This window comes from Dolichospermum sp. FACHB-1250, from assembly GCF_014696335.1.
GTDB lineage: Bacteria > Cyanobacteriota > Cyanobacteriia > Cyanobacteriales > Nostocaceae > Dolichospermum > Dolichospermum planctonicum.
Genome location: NZ_JACJPZ010000002.1, coordinates 124,586 through 145,877, shown reverse-complemented (window position 1 = coordinate 145,877; position 21,292 = coordinate 124,586). Strand labels below are relative to the sequence as shown.

The 21,292-nt window shown below is 36.2% G+C and carries 22 protein-coding genes and 1 tRNA gene; 14 read left to right on the top strand and 9 right to left on the bottom strand.

The window, feature by feature from the left end; genetic code table 11:
* Nucleotides 1–6: 6 nt before the first annotated feature.
* Together H6F39_RS01420 and H6F39_RS01415 are read right to left on the bottom strand one after the other, a co-directional pair.
* Nucleotides 7–747 carry a 2-phosphosulfolactate phosphatase family protein gene (locus tag H6F39_RS01420; protein ID WP_137906476.1) on the bottom strand — a complete coding sequence of 247 codons (741 nt, stop codon included), beginning with the start codon at nt 745–747 and terminating at the stop codon, nt 7–9.
* A gap of 533 nt (nt 748–1,280) precedes the next feature.
* Nucleotides 1,281–1,352: transfer RNA gene (locus H6F39_RS01415), tRNA-Gly, on the bottom strand.
* 187 nt (nt 1,353–1,539) lie between these two features.
* Here H6F39_RS01415 and H6F39_RS01410 point away from each other — a divergent pair.
* The 5 genes from H6F39_RS01410 to H6F39_RS01390 all read left to right on the top strand — a co-directional run bounded on the left by H6F39_RS01410 (nt 1,540) and on the right by H6F39_RS01390 (nt 8,365).
* Complete coding sequence (locus tag H6F39_RS01410) at nt 1,540–2,979, top strand: TM0106 family RecB-like putative nuclease (protein WP_137906475.1); 1,440 nt, start codon at nt 1,540–1,542, stop codon at nt 2,977–2,979.
* Nucleotides 2,980–3,035: 56 nt separating this feature from the next.
* Nucleotides 3,036–4,199 (top strand): esterase-like activity of phytase family protein, encoded by a 1,164-nt coding sequence (locus H6F39_RS01405; protein WP_137906474.1) that lies wholly within the window; start codon nt 3,036–3,038, stop codon nt 4,197–4,199.
* 50 nt (nt 4,200–4,249) lie between these two features.
* Nucleotides 4,250–5,479, top strand: a complete 1,230-nt coding sequence (locus H6F39_RS01400; RefSeq protein WP_137906473.1) for a hypothetical protein — start codon at nt 4,250–4,252, stop codon at nt 5,477–5,479.
* 235 nt (nt 5,480–5,714) lie between these two features.
* Nucleotides 5,715–7,685, top strand: coding sequence for a two-component system sensor histidine kinase NblS (gene nblS, locus H6F39_RS01395; protein WP_137906538.1), 1,971 nt, complete (start codon nt 5,715–5,717; stop codon nt 7,683–7,685).
* A gap of 170 nt (nt 7,686–7,855) precedes the next feature.
* Complete coding sequence (locus H6F39_RS01390; RefSeq protein WP_190396063.1) at nt 7,856–8,365, top strand: hypothetical protein; 510 nt, start codon at nt 7,856–7,858, stop codon at nt 8,363–8,365.
* A 55-nt stretch (nt 8,366–8,420) separates the two neighbouring features.
* Here H6F39_RS01390 and H6F39_RS01385 read toward each other — a convergent pair whose 3' ends face one another.
* A complete protein-coding gene (locus H6F39_RS01385; RefSeq protein WP_190396062.1) occupies nt 8,421–9,308 on the bottom strand; it encodes an alpha/beta fold hydrolase in 888 nt (295 codons plus the stop codon).
* Between the two features lie 142 nt (nt 9,309–9,450).
* On the opposite strand from H6F39_RS01385, the gene H6F39_RS01380 reads away from it, so the two are divergent.
* The 5 genes from H6F39_RS01380 (at nt 9,451) to H6F39_RS01360 (ending at nt 14,152) form a co-directional block, all read left to right on the top strand.
* On the top strand, nt 9,451–9,762 hold the full coding sequence (locus tag H6F39_RS01380) for a carbon dioxide-concentrating mechanism protein CcmK (RefSeq protein ID WP_137906470.1): 312 nt from the start codon (nt 9,451–9,453) through the stop codon (nt 9,760–9,762).
* Nucleotides 9,763–9,850: 88 nt separating this feature from the next.
* Entirely contained in the window at nt 9,851–10,201 is a 351-nt protein-coding gene (locus H6F39_RS01375) for a carbon dioxide-concentrating mechanism protein CcmK (RefSeq protein ID WP_137906469.1), read from the top strand.
* A gap of 408 nt (nt 10,202–10,609) precedes the next feature.
* Nucleotides 10,610–11,749, top strand: a complete 1,140-nt coding sequence (locus H6F39_RS01370; protein ID WP_190396061.1) for a HetZ-related protein 2 — start codon at nt 10,610–10,612, stop codon at nt 11,747–11,749.
* A 485-nt stretch (nt 11,750–12,234) separates the two neighbouring features.
* Entirely contained in the window at nt 12,235–13,161 is a 927-nt protein-coding gene (locus H6F39_RS01365; protein WP_137906467.1) for a class I SAM-dependent methyltransferase, read from the top strand.
* A complete protein-coding gene (locus H6F39_RS01360) occupies nt 13,154–14,152 on the top strand; it encodes a PrsW family glutamic-type intramembrane protease (RefSeq protein ID WP_190396060.1) in 999 nt (332 codons plus the stop codon). Before H6F39_RS01365 ends, H6F39_RS01360 begins: the two co-directional genes overlap by 8 nt.
* A gap of 22 nt (nt 14,153–14,174) precedes the next feature.
* Here H6F39_RS01360 and H6F39_RS01355 read toward each other — a convergent pair whose 3' ends face one another.
* From H6F39_RS01355 to H6F39_RS01340, 4 genes are all read right to left on the bottom strand, one after another.
* On the bottom strand, nt 14,175–14,336 hold the full coding sequence (locus tag H6F39_RS01355; protein WP_162501165.1) for a hypothetical protein: 162 nt from the start codon (nt 14,334–14,336) through the stop codon (nt 14,175–14,177).
* 353 nt (nt 14,337–14,689) lie between these two features.
* On the bottom strand, nt 14,690–15,715 hold the full coding sequence (locus H6F39_RS01350) for a bifunctional riboflavin kinase/FAD synthetase (RefSeq protein WP_137906465.1): 1,026 nt from the start codon (nt 15,713–15,715) through the stop codon (nt 14,690–14,692).
* A 104-nt stretch (nt 15,716–15,819) separates the two neighbouring features.
* Nucleotides 15,820–16,575, bottom strand: a complete 756-nt coding sequence (rsmG, locus tag H6F39_RS01345) for a 16S rRNA (guanine(527)-N(7))-methyltransferase RsmG (protein ID WP_199290818.1) — start codon at nt 16,573–16,575, stop codon at nt 15,820–15,822.
* Nucleotides 16,576–16,743: 168 nt separating this feature from the next.
* Entirely contained in the window at nt 16,744–17,424 is a 681-nt protein-coding gene (locus H6F39_RS01340) for an ABC transporter ATP-binding protein (protein WP_137906464.1), read from the bottom strand.
* A gap of 120 nt (nt 17,425–17,544) precedes the next feature.
* On the opposite strand from H6F39_RS01340, the gene H6F39_RS01335 reads away from it, so the two are divergent.
* The 4 genes from H6F39_RS01335 (at nt 17,545) to H6F39_RS01320 (ending at nt 20,182) form a co-directional block, all read left to right on the top strand.
* On the top strand, nt 17,545–18,468 hold the full coding sequence (locus H6F39_RS01335; RefSeq protein WP_190371074.1) for a Sll0314/Alr1548 family TPR repeat-containing protein: 924 nt from the start codon (nt 17,545–17,547) through the stop codon (nt 18,466–18,468).
* 81 nt (nt 18,469–18,549) lie between these two features.
* Nucleotides 18,550–19,008, top strand: a complete 459-nt coding sequence (locus H6F39_RS01330; RefSeq protein WP_137906536.1) for a DUF3531 family protein — start codon at nt 18,550–18,552, stop codon at nt 19,006–19,008.
* An 8-nt stretch (nt 19,009–19,016) separates the two neighbouring features.
* Nucleotides 19,017–19,448: an NUDIX hydrolase gene (locus H6F39_RS01325; protein ID WP_137906462.1), complete on the top strand. Its 432-nt coding sequence runs from the start codon at nt 19,017–19,019 to the stop codon at nt 19,446–19,448.
* Nucleotides 19,449–19,594: 146 nt separating this feature from the next.
* Complete coding sequence (locus H6F39_RS01320) at nt 19,595–20,182, top strand: Uma2 family endonuclease (RefSeq protein WP_137906461.1); 588 nt, start codon at nt 19,595–19,597, stop codon at nt 20,180–20,182.
* A gap of 83 nt (nt 20,183–20,265) precedes the next feature.
* Here the strand turns inward: H6F39_RS01320 and H6F39_RS01315 are convergent, their stop codons facing one another.
* Nucleotides 20,266–20,538: a cupin domain-containing protein gene (locus tag H6F39_RS01315; RefSeq protein WP_190371073.1), complete on the bottom strand. Its 273-nt coding sequence runs from the start codon at nt 20,536–20,538 to the stop codon at nt 20,266–20,268.
* Between the two features lie 19 nt (nt 20,539–20,557).
* Nucleotides 20,558–20,896 (bottom strand): Mo-dependent nitrogenase C-terminal domain-containing protein, encoded by a 339-nt coding sequence (locus tag H6F39_RS01310; protein WP_137906459.1) that lies wholly within the window; start codon nt 20,894–20,896, stop codon nt 20,558–20,560.
* Nucleotides 20,897–21,292 lie beyond the last annotated feature (396 nt).

The window sequence follows — 21,292 nt, the reverse complement described above, 5'->3', positions numbered from 1 at the left end:
TTTCGGTTACTGATTCCAACTTTTTAAAACACCTGGTTCTTGCTGAATTGGCAAAACATCTAAAATGTCGGTTTGGGAACAATATTTCAGGTCTTCTAAACATTCCAAACGCAATAATCGTTGACCATGACTAGCTTGATGTAGTAGTCCTAATAAGTCATTTTGCCATTGGGAATAAAGACCGATTGCACCAATCAATTCATCATTACCACTGATTTCCTCCAGGGAAGAATTAGTTTTTTGCCAAATACTATGAGCGATCGCACCAGCACATACTGTATCCTCTAGAGAATAACTACCCTCCCAACCAGAACCAACAATCCAAACTGTTTCCGGTTGCTTTTCCAAGAGAAACTTCACCACCGCTGCCCGATTAATCAAAGCCGCTGCAAGAACAATGGGGGCGTTCTCTATCCTTTGTAAAGCCCTTGTACCATTCGTGGTACTAATAAATAACCGTCGTCCCGCCACTAAATCTGCTGTACAATCCAAGGGTGAGTTACCTAAGTCAAAACCAGCCACTTTAGCACCACCCCGTTCTCCGGCTCTTAATCGTTTTTCTGGAGGCCATGCTTCACTCACCGTCATGAGTTTATTTAAATCGCTGAAGACCTGCACGGCTTCACCTCCAGCGGCTAAAACTGTGGCCATTGTGCTAGTTGCCCGCAGAACATCAACAGCGATCGCGCATTCTGGTACTGTATCAATGGGGGTCAATTCGGGGGTGTGATATACAAATATCTTCACGTGCTGGCTATACCTACTTTATAATACTGTTGTCATATTCTACCCATTTGATGCGACTAATTGGTAATACTAAATTCTACCTCTTCAGTAGTAAATAAATACTAATAAATCATCAAAAGCCTATTCAGTAAGCTTTTAAGCTTGGTATTGCATCTTATAATCGAAAATATAGAAAAATGGCAACAATGAAATCAGAGAAATAAGAGGAAATAAGAGGATGTTTTAACACTATGAGATATTCGGTTTCTGTTTCTAGCATTATTGAATTAGGGCGTTGCTGATTAAGAGTATGATTTTATTTCACGCAGAGGCGCTCCAGTCTCAGAGGGTAAGAGTTTCATTTTTTTGATTTTTCAATTTCATACCCCAATTCAGCAACGCCTGAATTAGTTGCGAAAATCAAAAATTCCCCTTCTCAAATTCTTACTCTTTGCGCCTCTGCGCCTTTGTGTGAGGTAAATTCATCCTTTTATTCACCAAGGCCTCAGTATTCTAATACTTTTTATCTGATCAAATCTGCTGTAATTATTAAAAGCGGGCGATGGGACTCGAACCCACGACGTTCACCATGGGAAGATGACATTCTACCACTGAATTACACCCGCATACAGTCTTCATGATACCATAATTTATCAGGAGATAGATCATAAATTTACATATTGTTACATATTGTTACATATTGATCAATTCTCCAGTTTATCCATTAGCCACTCCCTTGGATCATGAAAAATATAATTAATTTTGCGGTTACAGGTACTTCCATATCCTCTAAATTATTGTTAATTTAAAAGGATGTTAATTAATGCTCAACTTTTACTACAATTTCAACGCTGTCAGCGACGTTCTTTTTTAGACACTCACGGTGATTATCATCAGCGAGATATTCGCAATGAGTTGGTATTAAAGTTACAACAAGACAAAAACCTGAATCATCAGCGAATAGTCACAAAATTAAGTTACTATGAGCCTGATTATCCTTCAGGAAATTGGCAAGCGGGAGCAGCGGCTACCGTAGAATTAATGCAGCGAGGTGTAAGTTATATTCATCATGGTGTACTATTAACCACTTACAATGAAAAATACACCTTACTTAGTCGCCCGGATTTACTTGTCAAACAGCCGGGAAAGTCTCGGTTTGGAAACTGGAACTATGTGCCGGTAAATATTGAATTGGGTAAACGTCCTAAACAGGAATATCAAGTAGTGATTGCTTTTCATGCCCAAGTTTTAGCCACGGTTCAGGGTATAATTTTGGAGAAAGCAGGGTTGATATTGCGAAATAAAGACAAAACACATTTGGTGGATTTAGATAAATGGATACCACAAATGTTGGATATTCTCACTGAATATACTCAAGTAATTGATTCTGTAAATCCGCCGGAAGTTTTTATTTCCCGGCAAAAATGTAACCTTTGTCATTGGTACAATCACTGTTATGGAATCGCTCAAGCTCAACAACACCTTTCTTTATTACCAGGTGTAACACCTATTCGCTACACACAACTACAAAATCTGGATATTACCAGTTTAGAAGCACTTGCTTGTACCCAGCCCAGCACCTTAGAAAACCTGACAGGGTTTGATAGTAATATAGCTGGTAAATTAGTTATTCAAGCCCAATCTGTGTTAACTAAACAACCTTTAACCCTTCCTGATCCTTGTTCTCCAGAATATCTGACTTTTGTAGCCCCCATTGAACTTTATTTTGATATTGAAGCCCAGCCAGATTTAAATTTAAATTATCTTTTAGGTGTTTTAGTTGTGGATAGAATTGCCAACACTGAACGATTTTACTCCTTTTTAGCCGAAACACCAGATCAAGAACAATTAATTTGGCAGCAATTTTTAGCTTTAGTCAGTCAATATCCGCAAGCACCAATTTATCATTTTTGTGCTTATGAAGTGGATACAGTTCAACGCCTTGGGAAACTTTACCATACACCCTATAGCGAAATCCGTCCCGTCCTCAATCGGTTTATTGACATATATGAACAATTAACTCAAAGCTTAGTTTTGCCAATAGATAGTTACGCGTTAAAAACTATCGCTCGTTGGTTAGGTTTTGAATGGCGTGAACAGGAAGCTAATGGAGCTAAATGTATTTATTGGTATGATCAGTGGTTAGAAACAGGCGATCGCACGTTATTATCAATAATTCAAGAGTACAATGAAGATGACTGTCGCGCCACCCGTACCGTCAAAGATTGGCTAGTTAGTTTTTTTTCCAGGTGATTGTGGTAATGTGGTAATAAACCTATAAAAAATTTTACTTCTATTATTTTATGTTTATGATACGTCTCCCCAAGCCCCAGAAACTGTTCCTCGTGATCATTCTTATCGGTTCTTTCTTTAGTCATTTCCCCTCTCCCTCTTTAATCGTCAGTAGTGTAGAATTTATTGGAGAAGCCACCCTACCCACAGGCTTATCTTTCCAAAAAACTGAAATTGGTGGTTTATCGGGAATTACTTATGATGCTAAAAATAATTTATATTACGTAATTTCCGATGATACAGGAAGAAAAGCACCTCCTCGTTTTTATACATTTAAAATTGACCTTAGCGAAGGTAAATTAACTGATAATGGCGTTACTCCCGTAAATGTAACAAAATTATTAAATAAAAATAACCAACCATTCTTACCAGACACTAGTGATACGGAAGGAATTGCATTCACTAGCAAAAATACTATATTTGTCGCTTCTGAAGGAAATATATACAATCAAGTAAATCCCTTTATTGATGAATTTTCCCTGGCGTCTGGACAAACAATTAGTACCCTACCCATACCAGATAAATTTTTACCAGATCCACAAAAGAAAAAAGGTATCCGCAGTAACTTAGGTTTTGAGAGTCTCACCATAACACCTGATGAAAAATTTCTGTTTACAGCGACTGAAAACGCTTTAATTCAAGATGGTAAGGAAGCTAAAAGCGGTATTGGTACTTCTTGTCGGATTTTAGAATATAACCTCTTAACCAAGCAGCCAGAACGGGAATTTCTCTACCAGACGCAACCCGTCAAACCTTTCTTTAATCCCACTCGTAAATTTGCTAGTGGTTTATCAGATTTATTAGCACTTGATAATCAAGGACATTTTATCAGTATAGAAAGAAGTTTTACAGGTTTCGGATTTACAGTTTTCTTATTTCAGATTTCCTTAAACAAGGCTACGGATATTCGTAATTTCGAGAGCATTGCAAAAGTTGACACCTCTGAAATTAAACCAGTAGAGAAAGAACTATTATTAGATTTACGGAGATTAGATGTATCATTAGATAATATTGAAGGGTTAACCCTGGGAGCAAAATTACCCAACGGAGAACAATCACTAATTCTGATCAGCGATAATAACTTCAGAGGGTTACAGCAGACTCAAATTCTAGCCTTTAAACTCAAACCCGAACCACCACTGACTAGATTATTACGACGGTTGAGAATACTTAACCCATAACAGGGAACAATGTTAGAATAGAGGGTAATCATTGTTTATCTTGATAAATTATGCGGATCTTATTCAATCAAAAATTCAAAATTACAGCATTTATTACCACTTTATTGGTAGTTGGTTTCATGAATAAACAGCCAATTCAAAAACAACAGACTACAGAAAATTTATCATTGTCCCCAATAGTAGATTCTCCAATTGTAGGATTATCTAATAATTTATTGACTCAAAAACCATCTAATAAATCTATATTGTATTCAGTTATCAATGAATGGCAAAAATATCAATATAGTATAAATTCTAATCAGGTATTAACGACGGTAAAATTACCAAATAATCAAATAAATTTTCATCAGGGTGATTTATTATCCGTACTCACAAATACCAGAGAATATTTTGAGAAATATAGTTCAGAAGATCCAGATATTCAAAGAACGGGAATATTAATAACTCAAGGAGTTACCGTTAAAGATATTCTGAAAACATTAGATTTCATGATCACAGTTTTAGAAGAAGATATTGCTAACAATCACACAACTAGGTTACAAGATCCAAATTTTATTAACGCCAATTTTCGCGTGATTAAATGGTCAGCGCATAACCCAGAAAATCCTCAACAGAAACAATTAAGAATTACAAAATATGCGGCTTTTATCCATCCTGGTTCTCGAGAAAAAACCTCTGAATATAATACACCAATTTATGCTCTTAAAGAAGAATTAAGCCAGGATAAATTTTACACTAATTATACAAAACAAGATGTTTTGTCAGGTATTTATGAACCAGGAGGTAAAGAATTTGGTAAAGTTAAACCTATTGCTTATTTAACCAGAAATGGTTTAGAAGCAGCACTAATGCAGGGAACAGTATTAGTTAATTTTACTGATGGAACTAAAGAATTTTTAAATGTAGATAAAAATAACGGAATGTCTTATATTCGGGGAGTAAAAGCAACTTCACAAAAGCGGTACTGGTATTTTAAAGAAGTTGATGCAATTAAAGGCTATGGATATAAAATAGAAGCCAAAATATCCATTAAACCAGGAGTAACATTTGCTGGAGATGTTCTGAATATTGGTTTAGGGAGAATAATTGTGATTGAAGATAATCAGAGTGGGAAAAAACGGTTAAAAATGGGCGTAATTGCGGATACAGGTGGAGCATTTTTACCAAACCTTTATCAACTTGATTTTTTAGCGGGAACTTTTGCGAGTGAAAAAGATTTTCAGCAGTACATTCATAAATTACCTGAATATACAAATGCTTATATTTTAGTAAAGAAGTGAAAAAGTGATATAGATCCCTGACTTTTCATAGAAATCGGGGATTTGAGTATTTAATGAAGCTAAACATCAGAGTTTTCGTGATTAGGCCAAAAACATAGTTAAATAAGGAAAGAAGAGGTAAAGGAAAAAGTATATTCTGTCCCCAGCCTCAATTCCTAGAAATTTCAGGAAATTAACCCTTGATTTTGAGTTTTTGGGATAGAAAACAAGGAACTACTAACAAGTGAATTTTAAAATGCTGGCTCTTTTCAGAAATTTCCGAGATGAATTTGCTTCTGGTGTATCAAAAGCGATCGCTAATTGGTGGTCAGAGTTCACGCTTCAGACCAAACTTCTGGCCGTCGCTACCTTGACGGTTTCCCTGGTCATGAGTGGTTTGACTTTCTGGGCTGTGAACACAATTCAACAAGATGCACGTTTTAATGATACCCGCTTTGGCCGTGATTTAGGGTTATTGTTAGCAGCTAATGTAGCTCCCCTAATTGCTGATCATAATTTGACTGAGGTAGCCCAATTTTCCGAACGCTTTTATAGCAGCACCACTAGCGTCCGCTATCTGCTTTACGCTGACGAAATTGGGAAAATTTTCTTTGGTATTCCTTTTTGGGAGCCAGAAGTGGAAGATTCCCTGAGTATTAAGCGCCGGATACAATTACCAGAAGATTATCCCGGTGATGAATATCAGCCTCTGGTTAGACAACATAATACTCCTGACGGGATAGTTACAGATGTATTTGTTCCCTTGATAGTCAATAAAAAATACTTAGGTCTGTTAGCGGTGGGTATTAATCCCAACCAAACCGCAGTCATATCCACTAATTTCACCCGTGATGTTACCCTGGCGGTTTTTATCACCATTTGGGTGATGGTAATTTTAGCGGGGGTAATTAATGCTTTAACTATTACTAAACCTATCAAAGAATTACTCGTAGGTGTCAAACAAATTGCTGCTGGTAATTTTAAACAACGCATAAATATACCATTAGGAGGTGAATTAGGTGAACTAATTCTTAGTTTTAATGAAATGGCCGAGCGTTTAGAAAGCTATGAAGAACAAAATATTGAAGAATTAACCGCAGAAAAAGCTAAGTTAGAAACCTTAGTTTCTACCATTGCTGATGGTGCAGTTTTGATTGATAATAATATGCAGGTAATATTAGTCAATCCCACGGCCAGACGTATTTTTAGTTGGGAAAATGTCAATGTTGTTGGTAATAATATTTTACGCCATCTACCCCAAAGTGTGCAAATGGAAATATCCCGGACTTTATATGAAATGGCTGCGGGTGAATGTGAAAGTGCTGAATTTCGTATCCCACTTAAACAACCAACTCAACGCACAGTTCGCATTCTTTTAACAACTGTTTTAAACCTACAACGGGAAAGTATTAAAGGTATCGCTATTACTGTCCAGGATATTACTCGTGAAGTAGAATTAAATGAAGCCAAAAGCCAATTTATTAGCAATATTTCCCACGAATTACGAACACCATTATTTAATATCAAAACCTATATTGAAACCTTACATGATTATGGCGAAGATTTGGGAATTGAAGAACGACAGGAATTTTTACAAACAGTTAATAATGAAACTGACAGACTTACCCGTTTGGTTAATGACGTTTTGGATTTATCAAAACTTGAATCTGGACGGACTTATAATTTTGATAAAGTAGATTTACCACAAGCACTAGAACAAACATTACGTACCTATCAACTTAATGCTAAAGATAAAGGTGTGGAATTATTCCAGGAATTAACTCCTAATTTACCTTTAGTTCTAGGAAATTACGATTTATTATTGCAAGTTTTTGGTAATTTAATTGGTAATGCTCTCAAATTTACTCCCGCAGGTGGTAAGGTAGTTATCAGAGCTTATCAACTAGATGATAATTCTAATTCTCATCATCAACCTGGTAAAGTGAGAATTGAAATCAGTGATACGGGAATTGGGATAGCCCCAGAAGATCAACAAGCGATTTTTGACCGCTTCTTTCGCGTGGAAAATAGGGTTCATACCCTGGAAGGAACAGGTTTAGGTTTATCAATTGTCAGAAATATTATTGACAGACATCACAGTCAGGTTAATTTAGTCAGCGAGGTTGGTATTGGTACTACTTTTTGGTTTGATTTAGAATTATTTGAGGAAGAAGTTTTATCAACTCTAGAAATCACTCCAGAAAACTTAGAAGTGAAGACAGTTTGATATTTAACGTTGCTGATACTCACAGTCATCAAGATTTTAAGCTGGAACGACTCTGTGTCAGATAAATCCAGATCAATTCATATTTATGGAAGAAGTTGGGTATCTATGTTTTTTTGTCACTTCCAGGTTTATACTTGAATAATAACGATATAATTGGAGTTCATAATCTCATGGCTAAAAAAAATATCTCTAATTTAACACAGGAAGAAGGCAAGAAATTTATACCCCTTCAAGGTGAACCAATAATTGAAATTATTGCTGAACCAGTATTAGAACCACAAATACAAACTCCTGAGACTCCCATTACCAGAATTAATACTCAGTCGGAACTAGAAGCAATTATAAAAGAATTGCAAAAAACCGTGGATACATTAAAACAAAAAGAATCTACTCTCATTCAGAAAATTAATGCTTTACAAATGGTAATTTCTGAAAAGAAAGCATTAACAGAACGCTTAACAGAAGAACTTTATGAAACGAAACAAACAGCATTACAATTAGCAGATTCTAATTCTCAGTTGTTAGAAGAAATCAAAGTTTTTAAACAACCTAGTCAACAAACTAGTCAAATTTCTAAATCCATTCAATACAAAAAATCCCATAGATCCATAGAAAGACTTCAAGAAAAACCAAATCAAGATAGTGAAGATTTTTCTAAAAATACTTGGTTATATGATTAAAATTAGGAATCACATCCCGGACTTCTTGAAGAAATCTGGGATCTTGTTAATCAGATTATTTCCGAAATTCTAACATAAGTTGACTGACAATTTCTGGTTGTTCTAAATGGGGAATATGCCCACAATTTTTAATCCAAATTAGCTGACTTTGAGGAATGGCTTTAGCGAATTTATTAGCGTCCCCAGTTCCTAAAATTTTATCACTATCACCCCATAAAATTAAGGTTGGTTGTGCAATTTTGGCCAGTTGTGGAAATTTAAAAGCACCATAACCGCCACTTTTCGTAAAAGCAATTAAAGCCTGAGTCCAATTCGGCATTTGTAAATGTAAGGCTCCGCAACATAAAGTATCCGCAGAGATTAGACTAGGATTTTTATAAGCAGTTCTACAAATGCGATCGCGTACCTTCGGATTTCGTAAAAATTCCGTAGCCCAATAATCCAAAGGAGGAAATATATACTTACTTAATGGGGAATTAGCTTTCAACCCCGCGCTATCAATTAACACCAGTTTTTTTACTGCTTCTGGATAAGTAAGGGTAAAATCTATAGCGGTCGCACCACCCATAGACGCACCCACCAAAATCACAGGCTGATTAATTAAGGTTTGCCAGAAAGAGAAAAGATGAGTTTTAATTGATTCAGGACTATAAGTAATTCCCGGTAATCTATCCGTAAAGCCAAACCCTAATAAATCCACCGCCCAAACTTCATTATTTTCAGCTAGTAAAGGCAAAATTTGCCGATATTCAAGGACAGAACTATCAAAACCATGAATTAATAAAATCGGTGTACCACCCTGACCTTGATGGACATAAGTAGTATCAGTAGTTGCATTTATACAGGGAATAGCGATCGCCTGACGTTGGATATTTTGGGCCAAAGCGATAGATGTGGTTTGTGTGAGTTGCCCAACTGCGGGGGGGAGAAAACTTGGAAACATAAAACCCAGTTTACATCAGCGCGTACCACTTGCAACAATACCCAGTAATTAATTAAAAAAGAAAATTTCCACAAAAATAAAAATCGGTACACAATCCTCGTAAAATAAGAATCAATTATCCCTAACGTAGGAGATTCAGCCCATGCCAATGGCAGTTGGCGTAATTGAAACATTAGGTTTTCCCTCGGTTTTAGCATCAGCAGATGCCATGGTCAAAGCAGCGGGTGTCACCATTGTGTACTATGGTATCGCCGAAGGTGGTCGCTTGATAGTTGCCGTCAGGGGACACGTTGCCGAAGTCCAAACAGCCGTGGCCGCAGGTATTACTGCGGGTGAAGAAATCTATGGTGGTCAGGTTATTACCCACTACATTATTCCCAACCCTCCGGAAAACGTAGAAACGGTCTTACCCATTCACTTCACATCGAAATCCGAACCTTTCCGTATTTTCTAAGTAAGTGCGCTATCAAAAATTGAAGTATTCCTTCATACAAATAATTTGTAGCCCTCCATAACTTTATATTCAAAACAGGAGATGAAAAATGTCATTACAGGCTGTCGGATCATTAGAAACTAAGGGTTTTCCCGCTGTACTCGCAGCAGCAGACGCAATGGTGAAAGCAGGACGAGTTACCCTAGTTGGTTATATCAGAGTTGGTAGCGCCCGGTTTACAGTTAACATTCGTGGTGACGTTTCCGAAGTGAAAGCCGCTATGGCTGCCGGTGTAGATGCTGTAGAAAAAGTTTATGGTGGTACTTTAGAATCTTGGGTAATTATTCCCCGTCCCCATGAAAACGTAGAGGCTGTATTGCCAATCGCTTATACAGCAGAAGTACAACAGTATAGAGATTCCGTAGAAAATCCCATCATTGCTGCCTCTAACAGGGGTTAATTTAATACTTTATCAATGGGTAAGGGGTAAGAGGATGAATGCAGTAGTCTAAATTAATACTGAAATCGGCCATAGTCAATCACGGCTACACAGATAAAACCTGCTTATGCAGGTTAGAAATCCTTGGTTTTTCATTAGTCCACCCAAGTGAAATTGGCTTGTGTAGTAGCGAATTATATTCGCTTTTAAAACATCCTCTCATAAACATCTAACGGTAAAGATTGTAGAGCCGAGAATCCCTAACAGAAGAACCTCTCTACATCCTTTACCGGCAATGTCTATTAAATCATCTATTCTTATCTGCGTTTATCTGCGGTCAATCACTCTAGAAATCTTATACATAATAAATTAGGAGTTATTAATTGCCACTAAATCGCCAAATCTAATTTCGAGGAGAGCAATATTGCTATGACACAAAATGGGGTAGATATAGCTGAATATTGGCAACAACGACTGGCTACAGACTGTCCAGAACAAAGTCAGGCTAATAGAGAAAGTATTATTTCCTGGCTGTTGGAAATAGATTTAAACCGGTTTAATTTACTTAACCCCAAAGAATTAGAAATTGCTAAACAAGCAATAGAATATCGGTGGCGAATTTTGCACAAACGCTATTTAGGAATGAGCAGAGAAAAGGCTTATTGTCAACTTATTAGTCGTTTGGGTAGCGTAGTTACGATTAGAAATAAAATTCAGTCTTGGATATCTCTAAGCAGAGATCGTCAACGTAGTGTTGTTGATGTACTTCAAGAAGTGCTTCAGGAATTATTACAAAGTGATTCCTATATTCAACAACAAATGAGCCAAATTAGCGCATTAACAACAGATAAAAGATTGCGAGATATGTTGTTATTTGCTAGTATTGAAGAATATTGTTTACGTCCAGTTCGGAATCAACCAATATTAATGTACAGGTTTGTTAATTACCTAAGAAGAATCCAGAGAGGGGGTTTAACACAAGTACCTACCAGTGAATTAGTGAGACTTGTTTCCGAGGAGATTATAGCAGAAAATAACGATAATCCTGTTAGCTTAATTGATAATCAAGCGATCGCACAATATCAAGAAATCCAATATCTAGAAGAACAACAAGCTAACCGTCAACTCGTACAAGAAGAATTTGCAGAATATTTATTAGCAAATATTGGACAACTAGCAGTTGATTGGTTGCAGTTATATCTGCAAGGTAAATCTCAAGAACAAATTGCCAAACAACTTAATAAACCTATTAAAGAAGTATATCGTCTGCGAGAAAAAATTAGTTATCATGCTGTGCGAATTTTTGCGATTAAAGGTCAACCAGAATTAGTAGATAACTGGCTTTCCACATCCTTAAAAGAAGATAACTTAGGGTTAACTGCAACAGAATGGCAACAACTTGAAGAACAATTAACCCCTTTAGCCCAGCAAGTTCTCAACCTGTGTAAAGCTGGTAATTCCATAGAAGAAATAGCCCAAAAACTACAACGTAAAACCCATCAAGTTCTAAGTGAATGGACTAAAATCTATCTTGCAGCCCAAAAGCTGAGAAGTAATAATCATCCTTAAAAATCAAGAATTTCTGGTGTAACCTTATTTCCTTATTTCTTTATTTCCTTACTGTTCATGCCTTTGCGTCTTTGCGTGAGACAAATTCATACCTTCATTCACCAACACGTAAATTAAAGGTTTATTAAATTACAACCACTTTGATAATATTTCAAGATAATATTTCAAGATAATATTTCAAGATAATATTTCAAGATAATATTTCAAGATAATATAGGAATCCGGTTTGATTCTGTGAATTTACTTGTGTGGTCAGGGAACAGGGAACTCTTAACAGGGAACTCTTAACAGGGAACTCTTAACAGGGAACAGGGAACTCTTAACAGGGAACAGAAAAGACAGAATTGATACCTACTGAGTCTTGTATGGCTACGCCACGCAAGCTATCAAAAATCAAATATTATTCCTATATTTCAAGTAAGTATTGAATTTCATCAAATCCTTAGGCTTTAATGTATGTAAAGGCTACTTACCAAAATTGATTTATGACAACTACCATCAACAATGCCCCTGATTTAGCTTCTCGCTTCATTAATGGCATTTTAGCGATTAAACCCCTAGCAAACCTGGCCAAACACCAAGCCCGACAAATGATGATTAAACGGGCAGAAAAAATAGGTGTACCCTGGACAGAGGAAGTAGAAAAACTGCAACAGCGTGACTGGGTAAAAGACTTATCAAAAGTTGAAAATCCCCAAATTCAAATTAATTACCCAGAATACTATTTGCGGCCATTTCATGCCTACGAACACGGAAATTTAAGTTGGCCAGCAGCTTTTGAATTAGAAGTGGCTGCTCGCACCGTTCATGCTAGTATCTGGACTGAAGCCGGTTCTCAAGGTGACACTAAACTGCGTCAAAGTTACCACAATATTCTCAAAGAAAAAATTTATCCCCAACCACAAAATATATTAGACTTAGGATGTGCGGTGGGATTAAGTACCTTTGCCTTACAATCAGCTTATCCCCAAGCCAAAATTACCGGTTTAGACTTATCTCCTTACTTCTTAGCTGTAGCTAATTATCGTAGTCAAGAACGTCAAACTCAAATTAACTGGGTTCACGCTCAAGCAGAATCTACAGGATTTACAGATGCTACCTTTGATTTAGTTTCTATTTGTCTGATGTGTCATGAATTACCACAATCAGCAAACTACAGGATTTTTACTGAAGCTAGACGTATCTTACGTCCAGGTGGCCACTTAGCAATTATGGACATGAACCCCAAAGCAGAAAATTACAAAAAAATGCCACCTTATATTTTGACACTGCTCAAAAGCACCGAACCTTATTTAGACGAATATTTTAGTTTGGACATTGAACAGGCTTTAATTAAGTCCGGCTTTAACGCTCCTACTATTACTAGCAATAGTCCCCGTCATCGTACTGTAATTGCTCAGGTGAGTGGATAATTTATTACTAGTGCTATGGGCAGTGATTCCCCCCTTGCTGTTTTTGTGGTTTTACTACCGCAGAACCCCTGCTGCCCCACCTGTGTTAAATTTACTCATATTGTTCATTATTGGCGCTATATCTGGTTTTGTGGCTCTTGGGCTGGAATTTGCTCTGGAAAACACTGCTGACTGGCTTTTAAACTGGCAACAGATACAGCGTCATTTTTTTGGTGTAATTTTTCGGCAAATATTAGCAATAGCACCAATTGAGGAAAGTTGTAAATTAGTAGCAGTTATTCTGCCCATTTGCTATTTACAACGTCAGTATTATTTGCGATGTACTACCGTATTTTTGTTTACCATAGCAGTAGCGTTAGGGTTTGCAGCAGAAGAAACCTGGATTTATCTATTTAATGGTACATCCTCAATTTTAGAAAGGACTATTGGTACACCAGTTCATGTGATGTTTTCCGCTCCTTGGGGTTACGCTTTGGCGGTATATTTTGGTACTAAACCAAGGTGCGATCAAGATCGGAATTTGATTTTTACCGCTTGGTTAAATTCTGTCTTTTTTCATGCTTTAGTTAATATTTTATCTATTGCTGGCAGGTTTCCACAGCCCTTATACTTACTTACTTATGGTTTATTTCCCTTGCTGTTATGGATGTTTTTGCGGTGGGAAAAATTACTGAGAAAATTACAGGGTAAAAGTCCTTTAGTGTTAATTTCTGGACATAGATCCTCAGTGCGTAATTGGCAAAAGGGTTTAGTATTATTAATGTTTTTATTGGTTGGAAATTCTATATTTAGATTTTTGATTTTGTATAGAAAAATTAGCCCTTTGCGGTGGGAACTTTGGTTTGAACCGGCAATTTTTTGGTTTATAATTAGGGATATTACGCTCAATCTCTGTTTAGGAGTTTTAGCTTGGTTAATTTATCGGTATTTACGGAATTTAGTGCGTCCTGGGTACTTTTTAAATCATCAATACTTTATACGTAAGTCCTGAATAAATTTATTATAACCATTTCTCACTGGGGGGAAATGTAGAAGGTTTGTTTCTGAGTTTGGACTAAAAACTTGTTTAATAGTTTAGCCTTTCCTACAGTATTACCACGTAAAAATTCTAATCTAGCATGAGAATTAAAAATTTCTGAAGTTGCTAAACCACCGACACAAGGAGAGGAAAGCAAAAAACAGCTTTTTGGAAATGGTTTTACTTTTAAATATATTATTCAATCACAGATTTTATAATTAATTTCAAAAAGTTTAAAACCATGATCTTCTTCTAAAAATTTTTTCGCAAGTGCTATATAATAGAAATACTTTTTGGGAGGTTATACCTCCCATGATATTTGATATTAAATAAGCGGTTTTTTATTTGTAGATGCACTTTTTACCTTTCTTATTACAGCAATTTTAATGTACTTGTACCACACTTTTGTTTTTATATTCCTTTCTTCCTTTGCGTAAGATTTTCAAACTTGGTTCATTTACTTAAAAATCGCTGCAATATTTAAGTTGACATTAAAAATTCCCCCCAATATTAAGAATTAAAAATTGCTTGAGCTGCTGTACAATCAAGTTGAATTTGATCTTTCAGCGCTTCCAAAGAGGGAAATTTCTGTTCAGGACGCAAAAATTTTACTAGTTGTATCTCTAAAATTTTTCCGTATAAATCACCAGACCAATTTAAAAAATGTACTTCTACACGAGTATCTATACCATTAACTGTGGGACGGTTCCCGATATTCATTACCCCTAATTGCGGAATAGAGTCTGTATCTGGAGTTTCGTTATGAATCATCACCTCCACAGCATAAACACCATGACGAGGTAAAAATTTATCCTTTGGTAGTTGGATATTCGCCGTAGGAAAGCCGATAGTTCTACCTAATTTCTGACCTGTTACTACTTCACCCGTAAGAGTATAAGGTCTTCCCAGTAGACGATTTGCTTTAGGAATATCACCTACTTCTAAACTTTCCCTAATTAAGGATGTACTGATACGAGTATCATCTGTTGTGGACAAGCTGTCTGTATCATTTTTTATAGGAACTATGGTCACGGGTATATTGTATTTAGCTGCGAGTATTTGCAAATCCTGGGCTGTACCCATACGCTTTTTGCCAAAACAGAAATCTTGGCCAACGCTAATTTGTTGACATTGGAGTTGTTGAACCAGAATTTTATCCACAAATTCCTCCGGGGAAAGAGCGGACAATTCTCTATCAAAAGGTAATAATACCAATTGTTCTACCCCAAGCGATCGCAATTGTTGCACTTTTTCATCCAGTGGTGTTAATAAATCACGGGGTTGTCCTGTAAAAAACTCATGGGGGTGGGGATCAAAAGTAACAACGGTTGAGTAAGGGCGCGGATTTTTTCGGTCTGGGTCGGTTGAATTTTCCCCACTTTTACCCCATACTGACTGCAATACTGGCTGAATTACTCTTTGATGACCAAGATGAACACCATCAAATTTACCAAGAGCAACAGCGGTTGGTGTCAGCAGCCTTTCTGTTGAAGAAGCAACCCATACAGAACACCCATTTTGAGACAAATTTAACACTTAGATTTTGGGAATTTTAGGTTTATTGTCGCTGTTAGCGTTGAGTCTCTCACGCTATTAGATATCTAATCACTAATCTAATCTAAAATCGAGAAATTCGCTGATTAAATTGGTTTTTGACTGGGTATACCAACCCCACGGGGAAAACTAATTGGTGTGTTGGTGACTTTTCGCAAATAAAGGCAATGACGCATACTATTACTCCAAGGAGTAGAAAATTCTTCAATTAATTCAACTGCTCCACCTAATTGTTCAACAGCAGTTTCTAAACTTTCATTTTCTGCTTCGCTCCAACTACCCCGATAAATTATCGCCAAACCGCCTTTTCTGACTAATGGTAAACTATATTCAGCACAAACAGAAACATTTCCCACAGCCCGAATCACAGCGACATCATAATTTTGTCTGTGTTCATACTGTTGACCAATTTCTTCCGCTCTCCCAAGTAAAGTTTTAGCATTATTGAGAGCAAGTGCTGATAAAACTGTCTCAATAAAAGCAATTTTCTTACCCGTAGAATCTAAAAGTGTAACTTGAGAATTGGGAAAAATTAGAGCAATTGGTAAACCAGGAAAACCTGCACCTGTACCAATATCAATTATCCGTTTTCCCCTGTCAATACCGGGAATAAATATTTGTTTTGGTGCAATTCCTCGCAAGGAATCCCAAAGATGTTTCTCCCAAAATTCTTCAGGTTCAGTAATGCGAGTTAAGTTAATTTGGCGATTTCCCGCAATGATTAATTGATAAAGTTGTTGAAATTGGTTTTCTTGTAGATTTGTCGGTTGCCAATTTAGGGTCTTTTCCCATATTTCCGCCATTTTCGGTAAATTAGCGATAGATAAAGGTTCTATATCCATTATTGAAAATCACTTTTTCCCATTAATTTTAGCCAATTTTTACTTGAACATTGATATCAAATTCATCTGCGTTTATCTGCGGTTAAATTCCCTATTTCTTGACAAAATATGAATTAAATGAACCACGAAGACGCAAAGAAGGAAGAACAACGAAGAAGAAAGTTAATATTAATCTGGTAAATTAGTCACTACTCCTTGTGTTTTATTTCCCAAAGTTGTCGGCTCAACTGATTTTAAAATACCATGATCTAATGTCCAACAATAATCAGCTATTGGTAACATATCACTGGCATCATGTGTTACAATTAACAATGTCCAATCTTTTTTTAGTTTGGCCAATAAGTTCACCAGTTGACGACGCATAGACCAGTCTAAACCGGCTGTGGGTTCATCTAATAGCAATAAGTTCGGCTGACGAATTAATTGGACTGCTAAAGCTAACCGTCTTTGTTGTCCACCGCTTAAATTAGTAGGAGATACAGATAAAGATAAATTATTTAATCCAACTTCTGTTAATGCTTGTTTAACCTGTTCTAATCCTAGTTCAGGATGTCCTAAGCGCAACTCTTCTAAAATTGTCCCCCCGCAAAAGTGTCGTTCTGGAAATTGAAATACTAAACCTGCTAATTGTTGCAGTTGTTCAGCTATGAGTCCCTGCTCTCGCCAAAAAACCCCACCAGTGCTAGGATCAGCTAGTCCAGATAGAATTTCTAATAAGGTGCTTTTCCCTGAACCGCTAGGTCCAATTATTAAACCCAGTTTCTGGGGTGGTAATTCTAAGTTAATGGCTTGGAGAATTGCTTTGGGGCAAGCCGTGGGGTGATAAGTTAGATTTCTAAGATAGAGCATCTGTTAAGATTACCAAGTTAGGGTAAATTTTGGTGGCAATAGACGTAATTTATAATTCACTGTTTTGCATTTTAGGTAATAGATAAAACAATTTCAACCGTAATTATTCCCGTGATGACGATGTTAAAACATTTCTTAATTCCTCAATTCATCATATCTTGGCGATTTCCTATATTTTTAAAAGTGACTGTTACTACTTCAATTCTTTTAAATCTATTTGTAAATCCCTCCTTTGCTGCTGATCCATTTCGGACTCAAGAAACTCGTAAAATTGGTGATAATACGGAATTTGTTTTTAAAGCGATTTTCCAAGAGGGAAATTACCCAAAAGCTAAAAAATCCTTACAAGCAGCTATTTCTAGCGAACCCAATGAACCCTTAATTTATGTGATTCAGGCTGGTTTAGCTTATAGAGATCAAGATTGGGCCAGTTTAGAAAACTACAGTCAAAAAACTCTGGAAACTGCACAAAATCTTATTTCTAGTGATCCATTACGTGGTAATTTATACATTGCTGCCAGTCATTTTTTAGAGGGGGCGCTAATTCTCGGTCGAGAAGGGACTATCAATGGTGCTGGACCTGCTTTTAGTCGCTTACGAAAAGTATATACATATTTTGACAGAGCGGAAGAAATTTCTGCCAATGATCCAGAGTTAAACTTAATTCGCGGCTATATGGATTTAATGTTAGCTGTAAATTTGCCTTTTACCAGTCCAGATGATGCAATTGAACGGTTGCAAAAAAATGCGGCACCTGGTTATTTAGTAGATAGGGGTATTGCTTTAGCTTATCGAGATTTGAAACAATATTCTCAGGCTTTAGATTATGTCAACCGCGCTTTAAAAACAACTGCTGACAACCCAGAAATTTACTATCTAAAAGCTCAAATTCTTCAGGAAAAAGGAAAAAGGGAAAAAAGTCAGGATTTGATTAAGGAAGGAATAGTTTATTTTGACAAAGCATTAGCCAAAAAATCTCAACTTCCTGTTAATTTAGTCGAACAAATTGAATATGAACGCAGTCAAGCTGTTAGTAGTTATTAGTTATTAGTTATTGGCAAGAATTTCTTACCCATTACCCATTACCCATTACCCATTACCCATTACCCATTACCCATTACAAAAATGCAAATTCAATTCCGCGAGTTTAATCCTTTTGATGTCTGGATTTGGTTGAAGTTTAGCACCATTCCCTCTCTGCAAGAAAAAAAATATGTAGAAGAAGTATTTAATTCCTGGTTTTATTTAGGTAAATTGGGGGGATTTAATGCGGAAAATCTGCAAATACAAGATACAGGAATTGATATCAGCTATATGAATTATGATGCAAAAGGCTATGATAAAAGCTTACTGGCTTTGATGCACAATATGGGTGAATTTGAATATGAAGGAGAATGGATGCGTTGTTGGTTTGATTTGGGAACAAGTGATGCGATCGCTTTAGACATTCTGATCAACGCATTAACACAACTAACTCAAGAATATGTCGCTATCGAAGAACTATACCTTGGTGGTGAAAATTCAGATTGGCCTATAGAAAATAGTGAAAGTCACCCCGATTCAATCTACGATCATTATAATTAATTACTATCATGAATAAAGAAGGTCAAATTCGAGTAATTGTTTTAGCACTAATTCGAGATGGTAATAGAATCTTTGTTTCTGAAGGATATGATCCTACAAAACAATCAATCTTTTATCGCGCTTTAGGTGGTGGTGTAGAATTTGGTGAAACTAGCCGCATAGCTTTAATTAGAGAGTTTCAAGAAGAAATTCAAGCCGAATTAACCAATATTCGCTATCTAAGTTGTATCGAAAACCTATTTACTTTTAACGGTAAACAAGGACATGAAATCATTCAACTCTATGAATGCGATTTTGCAGATTCCAAATTTTACCAAATCGAAAGTTTAACTTTTTCAGAAACACCAGAACGTCAACATCGCGCATTATGGATAGATATTTCCCGGTTTAAATCTGGTGAATTGAGATTAGTTCCTGACGTATTTTTTGATTTTTTATAAACAGTTTTCTAAACCCACGCAGGTGGGTTTTGTCTCTGTAGACCCGGTTTCTAAACGCCTAATTTAGTCTAAATAATCAATTGAGTTGAGAAGTCGGGGATATTATTGCTATTTTAAAAATAAAGGTAAATAGGAGAAAGTTAATTATGACCTTACAATTAGCAAAACCACAGGTTAAAAATTTTCGCTTTAATATTTCTCAATACCATCAAATGAGTGAAGCCGGTATTTTGTCAGAAAATGATAAAGTAGAACTGATTAATGGAGAAATTATAGAAATGTCACCAATTGGTAGAAGACACGCAGCTTGTGTTGACAGAATTAATCGCTTATTCAGCAATATTCTGGGAATAAAAGTAATTGTTAGGGTACAAAATCCGATTCTCTTGAATAACTTATCTGAACCTGAACCAGATATCGCATTACTACAAACCCGTGCAGATTTTTATGAATCTGGACACCCCCAACCCCAAGATATATTCTTATTAATTGAAGTTGCAGATAGCAGTATTGAATATGATAGAGACGTAAAAATTCCTCTCTATGCTAGTAGTGGTATTACTGAAGTTTGGTTAGTTGATATTTATCAACAAGTAATTATTGTCTATCGCTACCCTAGTGAAAATGGTTATAGGGACATTCAAATACTAAGTCGCGGGGAAAAATTGTCAATTTTAGCATTCCCCGAAAATAATTTATTTGTAGATGATATTTTAGGATCAATGGTTTCATAGCAACCCGCTAAAAAATATCAAATTCCCATCTCTCAGATATTGATTATTTGGGTTGCATCAAAATTAGTAAAAATAAATTACAATTAATCAAAGCGATAATGTTTCCTGACATCGCTGATAATTTCCCAGACACAAGACATACCAGCAGGAAAAGTCACTAAATCTCCTTTACCCATTTGTACCGCTTGTCCTCCATGAGGAGTGACAATGACATTACCTGCTAAAAAGTAGCAAACTTCCTGATCATCGTAAGTCCAAGGAAACTTGGATATTTCCTTTTCCCAAATTGGCCAATTGAATACATCTAACTGATTGAGATGTGCAAGACTTGGTTGATGTTCGACTTTAATTTCCATGGCCTATTTAATGTTCTATTCAGCAGTAAGATTGAATGTCTTCTCCACACTTATCTACTAAATAACATAATGCACGAAAACGCAAGCCTACAAACTGGTCATACAGGGGGTTAAATTTGCATAAAGGGGGAATGTGGGCGATTTTGCGACCAAAAACCACGATATCACGCTCAAACGGACATTGGGCAGGAATAAGTTTAGCAATCAATTTAGCGACTTGACGATTATCAATTTCGATTTCATCCAGAAATTGACGTAATTTTTGCAATAAATTAAACTGATTTTTAGCTTGACGGTTTTGCTCCTCATGGTTAACAAAACTAGAGATAATCATTGGTTGACTATTGGTTTTCAGCATAGTTGTAAGTCCTCCGTAGATGAGATTGATGAAAATTTGCCTTGGTCATTTAGATGATAAATTGTCTTGGCAATTTGCACTGAACTTGAGGAACGGTAAAGTAGTTGAACTAATTTTTATTTAAACGGGCTTTATGTGGAATAACTGTTCCCCCCAATACAAAATAACAAAGAAAAGATAAAAGTGGTATAGCATTAGCTTATGGATTTCTGATATTCAATATAGTAATCTCATATATGAGATCCCAATAATAGTCTAAAAACTGCACAATAATCACCATATACATTGGCAATAACATGGACTTATACAGCTTTTACCCTTGCCAAGCCGCATAACCATGAGGAAACCATAACATTGATTGTAGGTTATGGAATGTCAAGAAAAATGTAATGTATG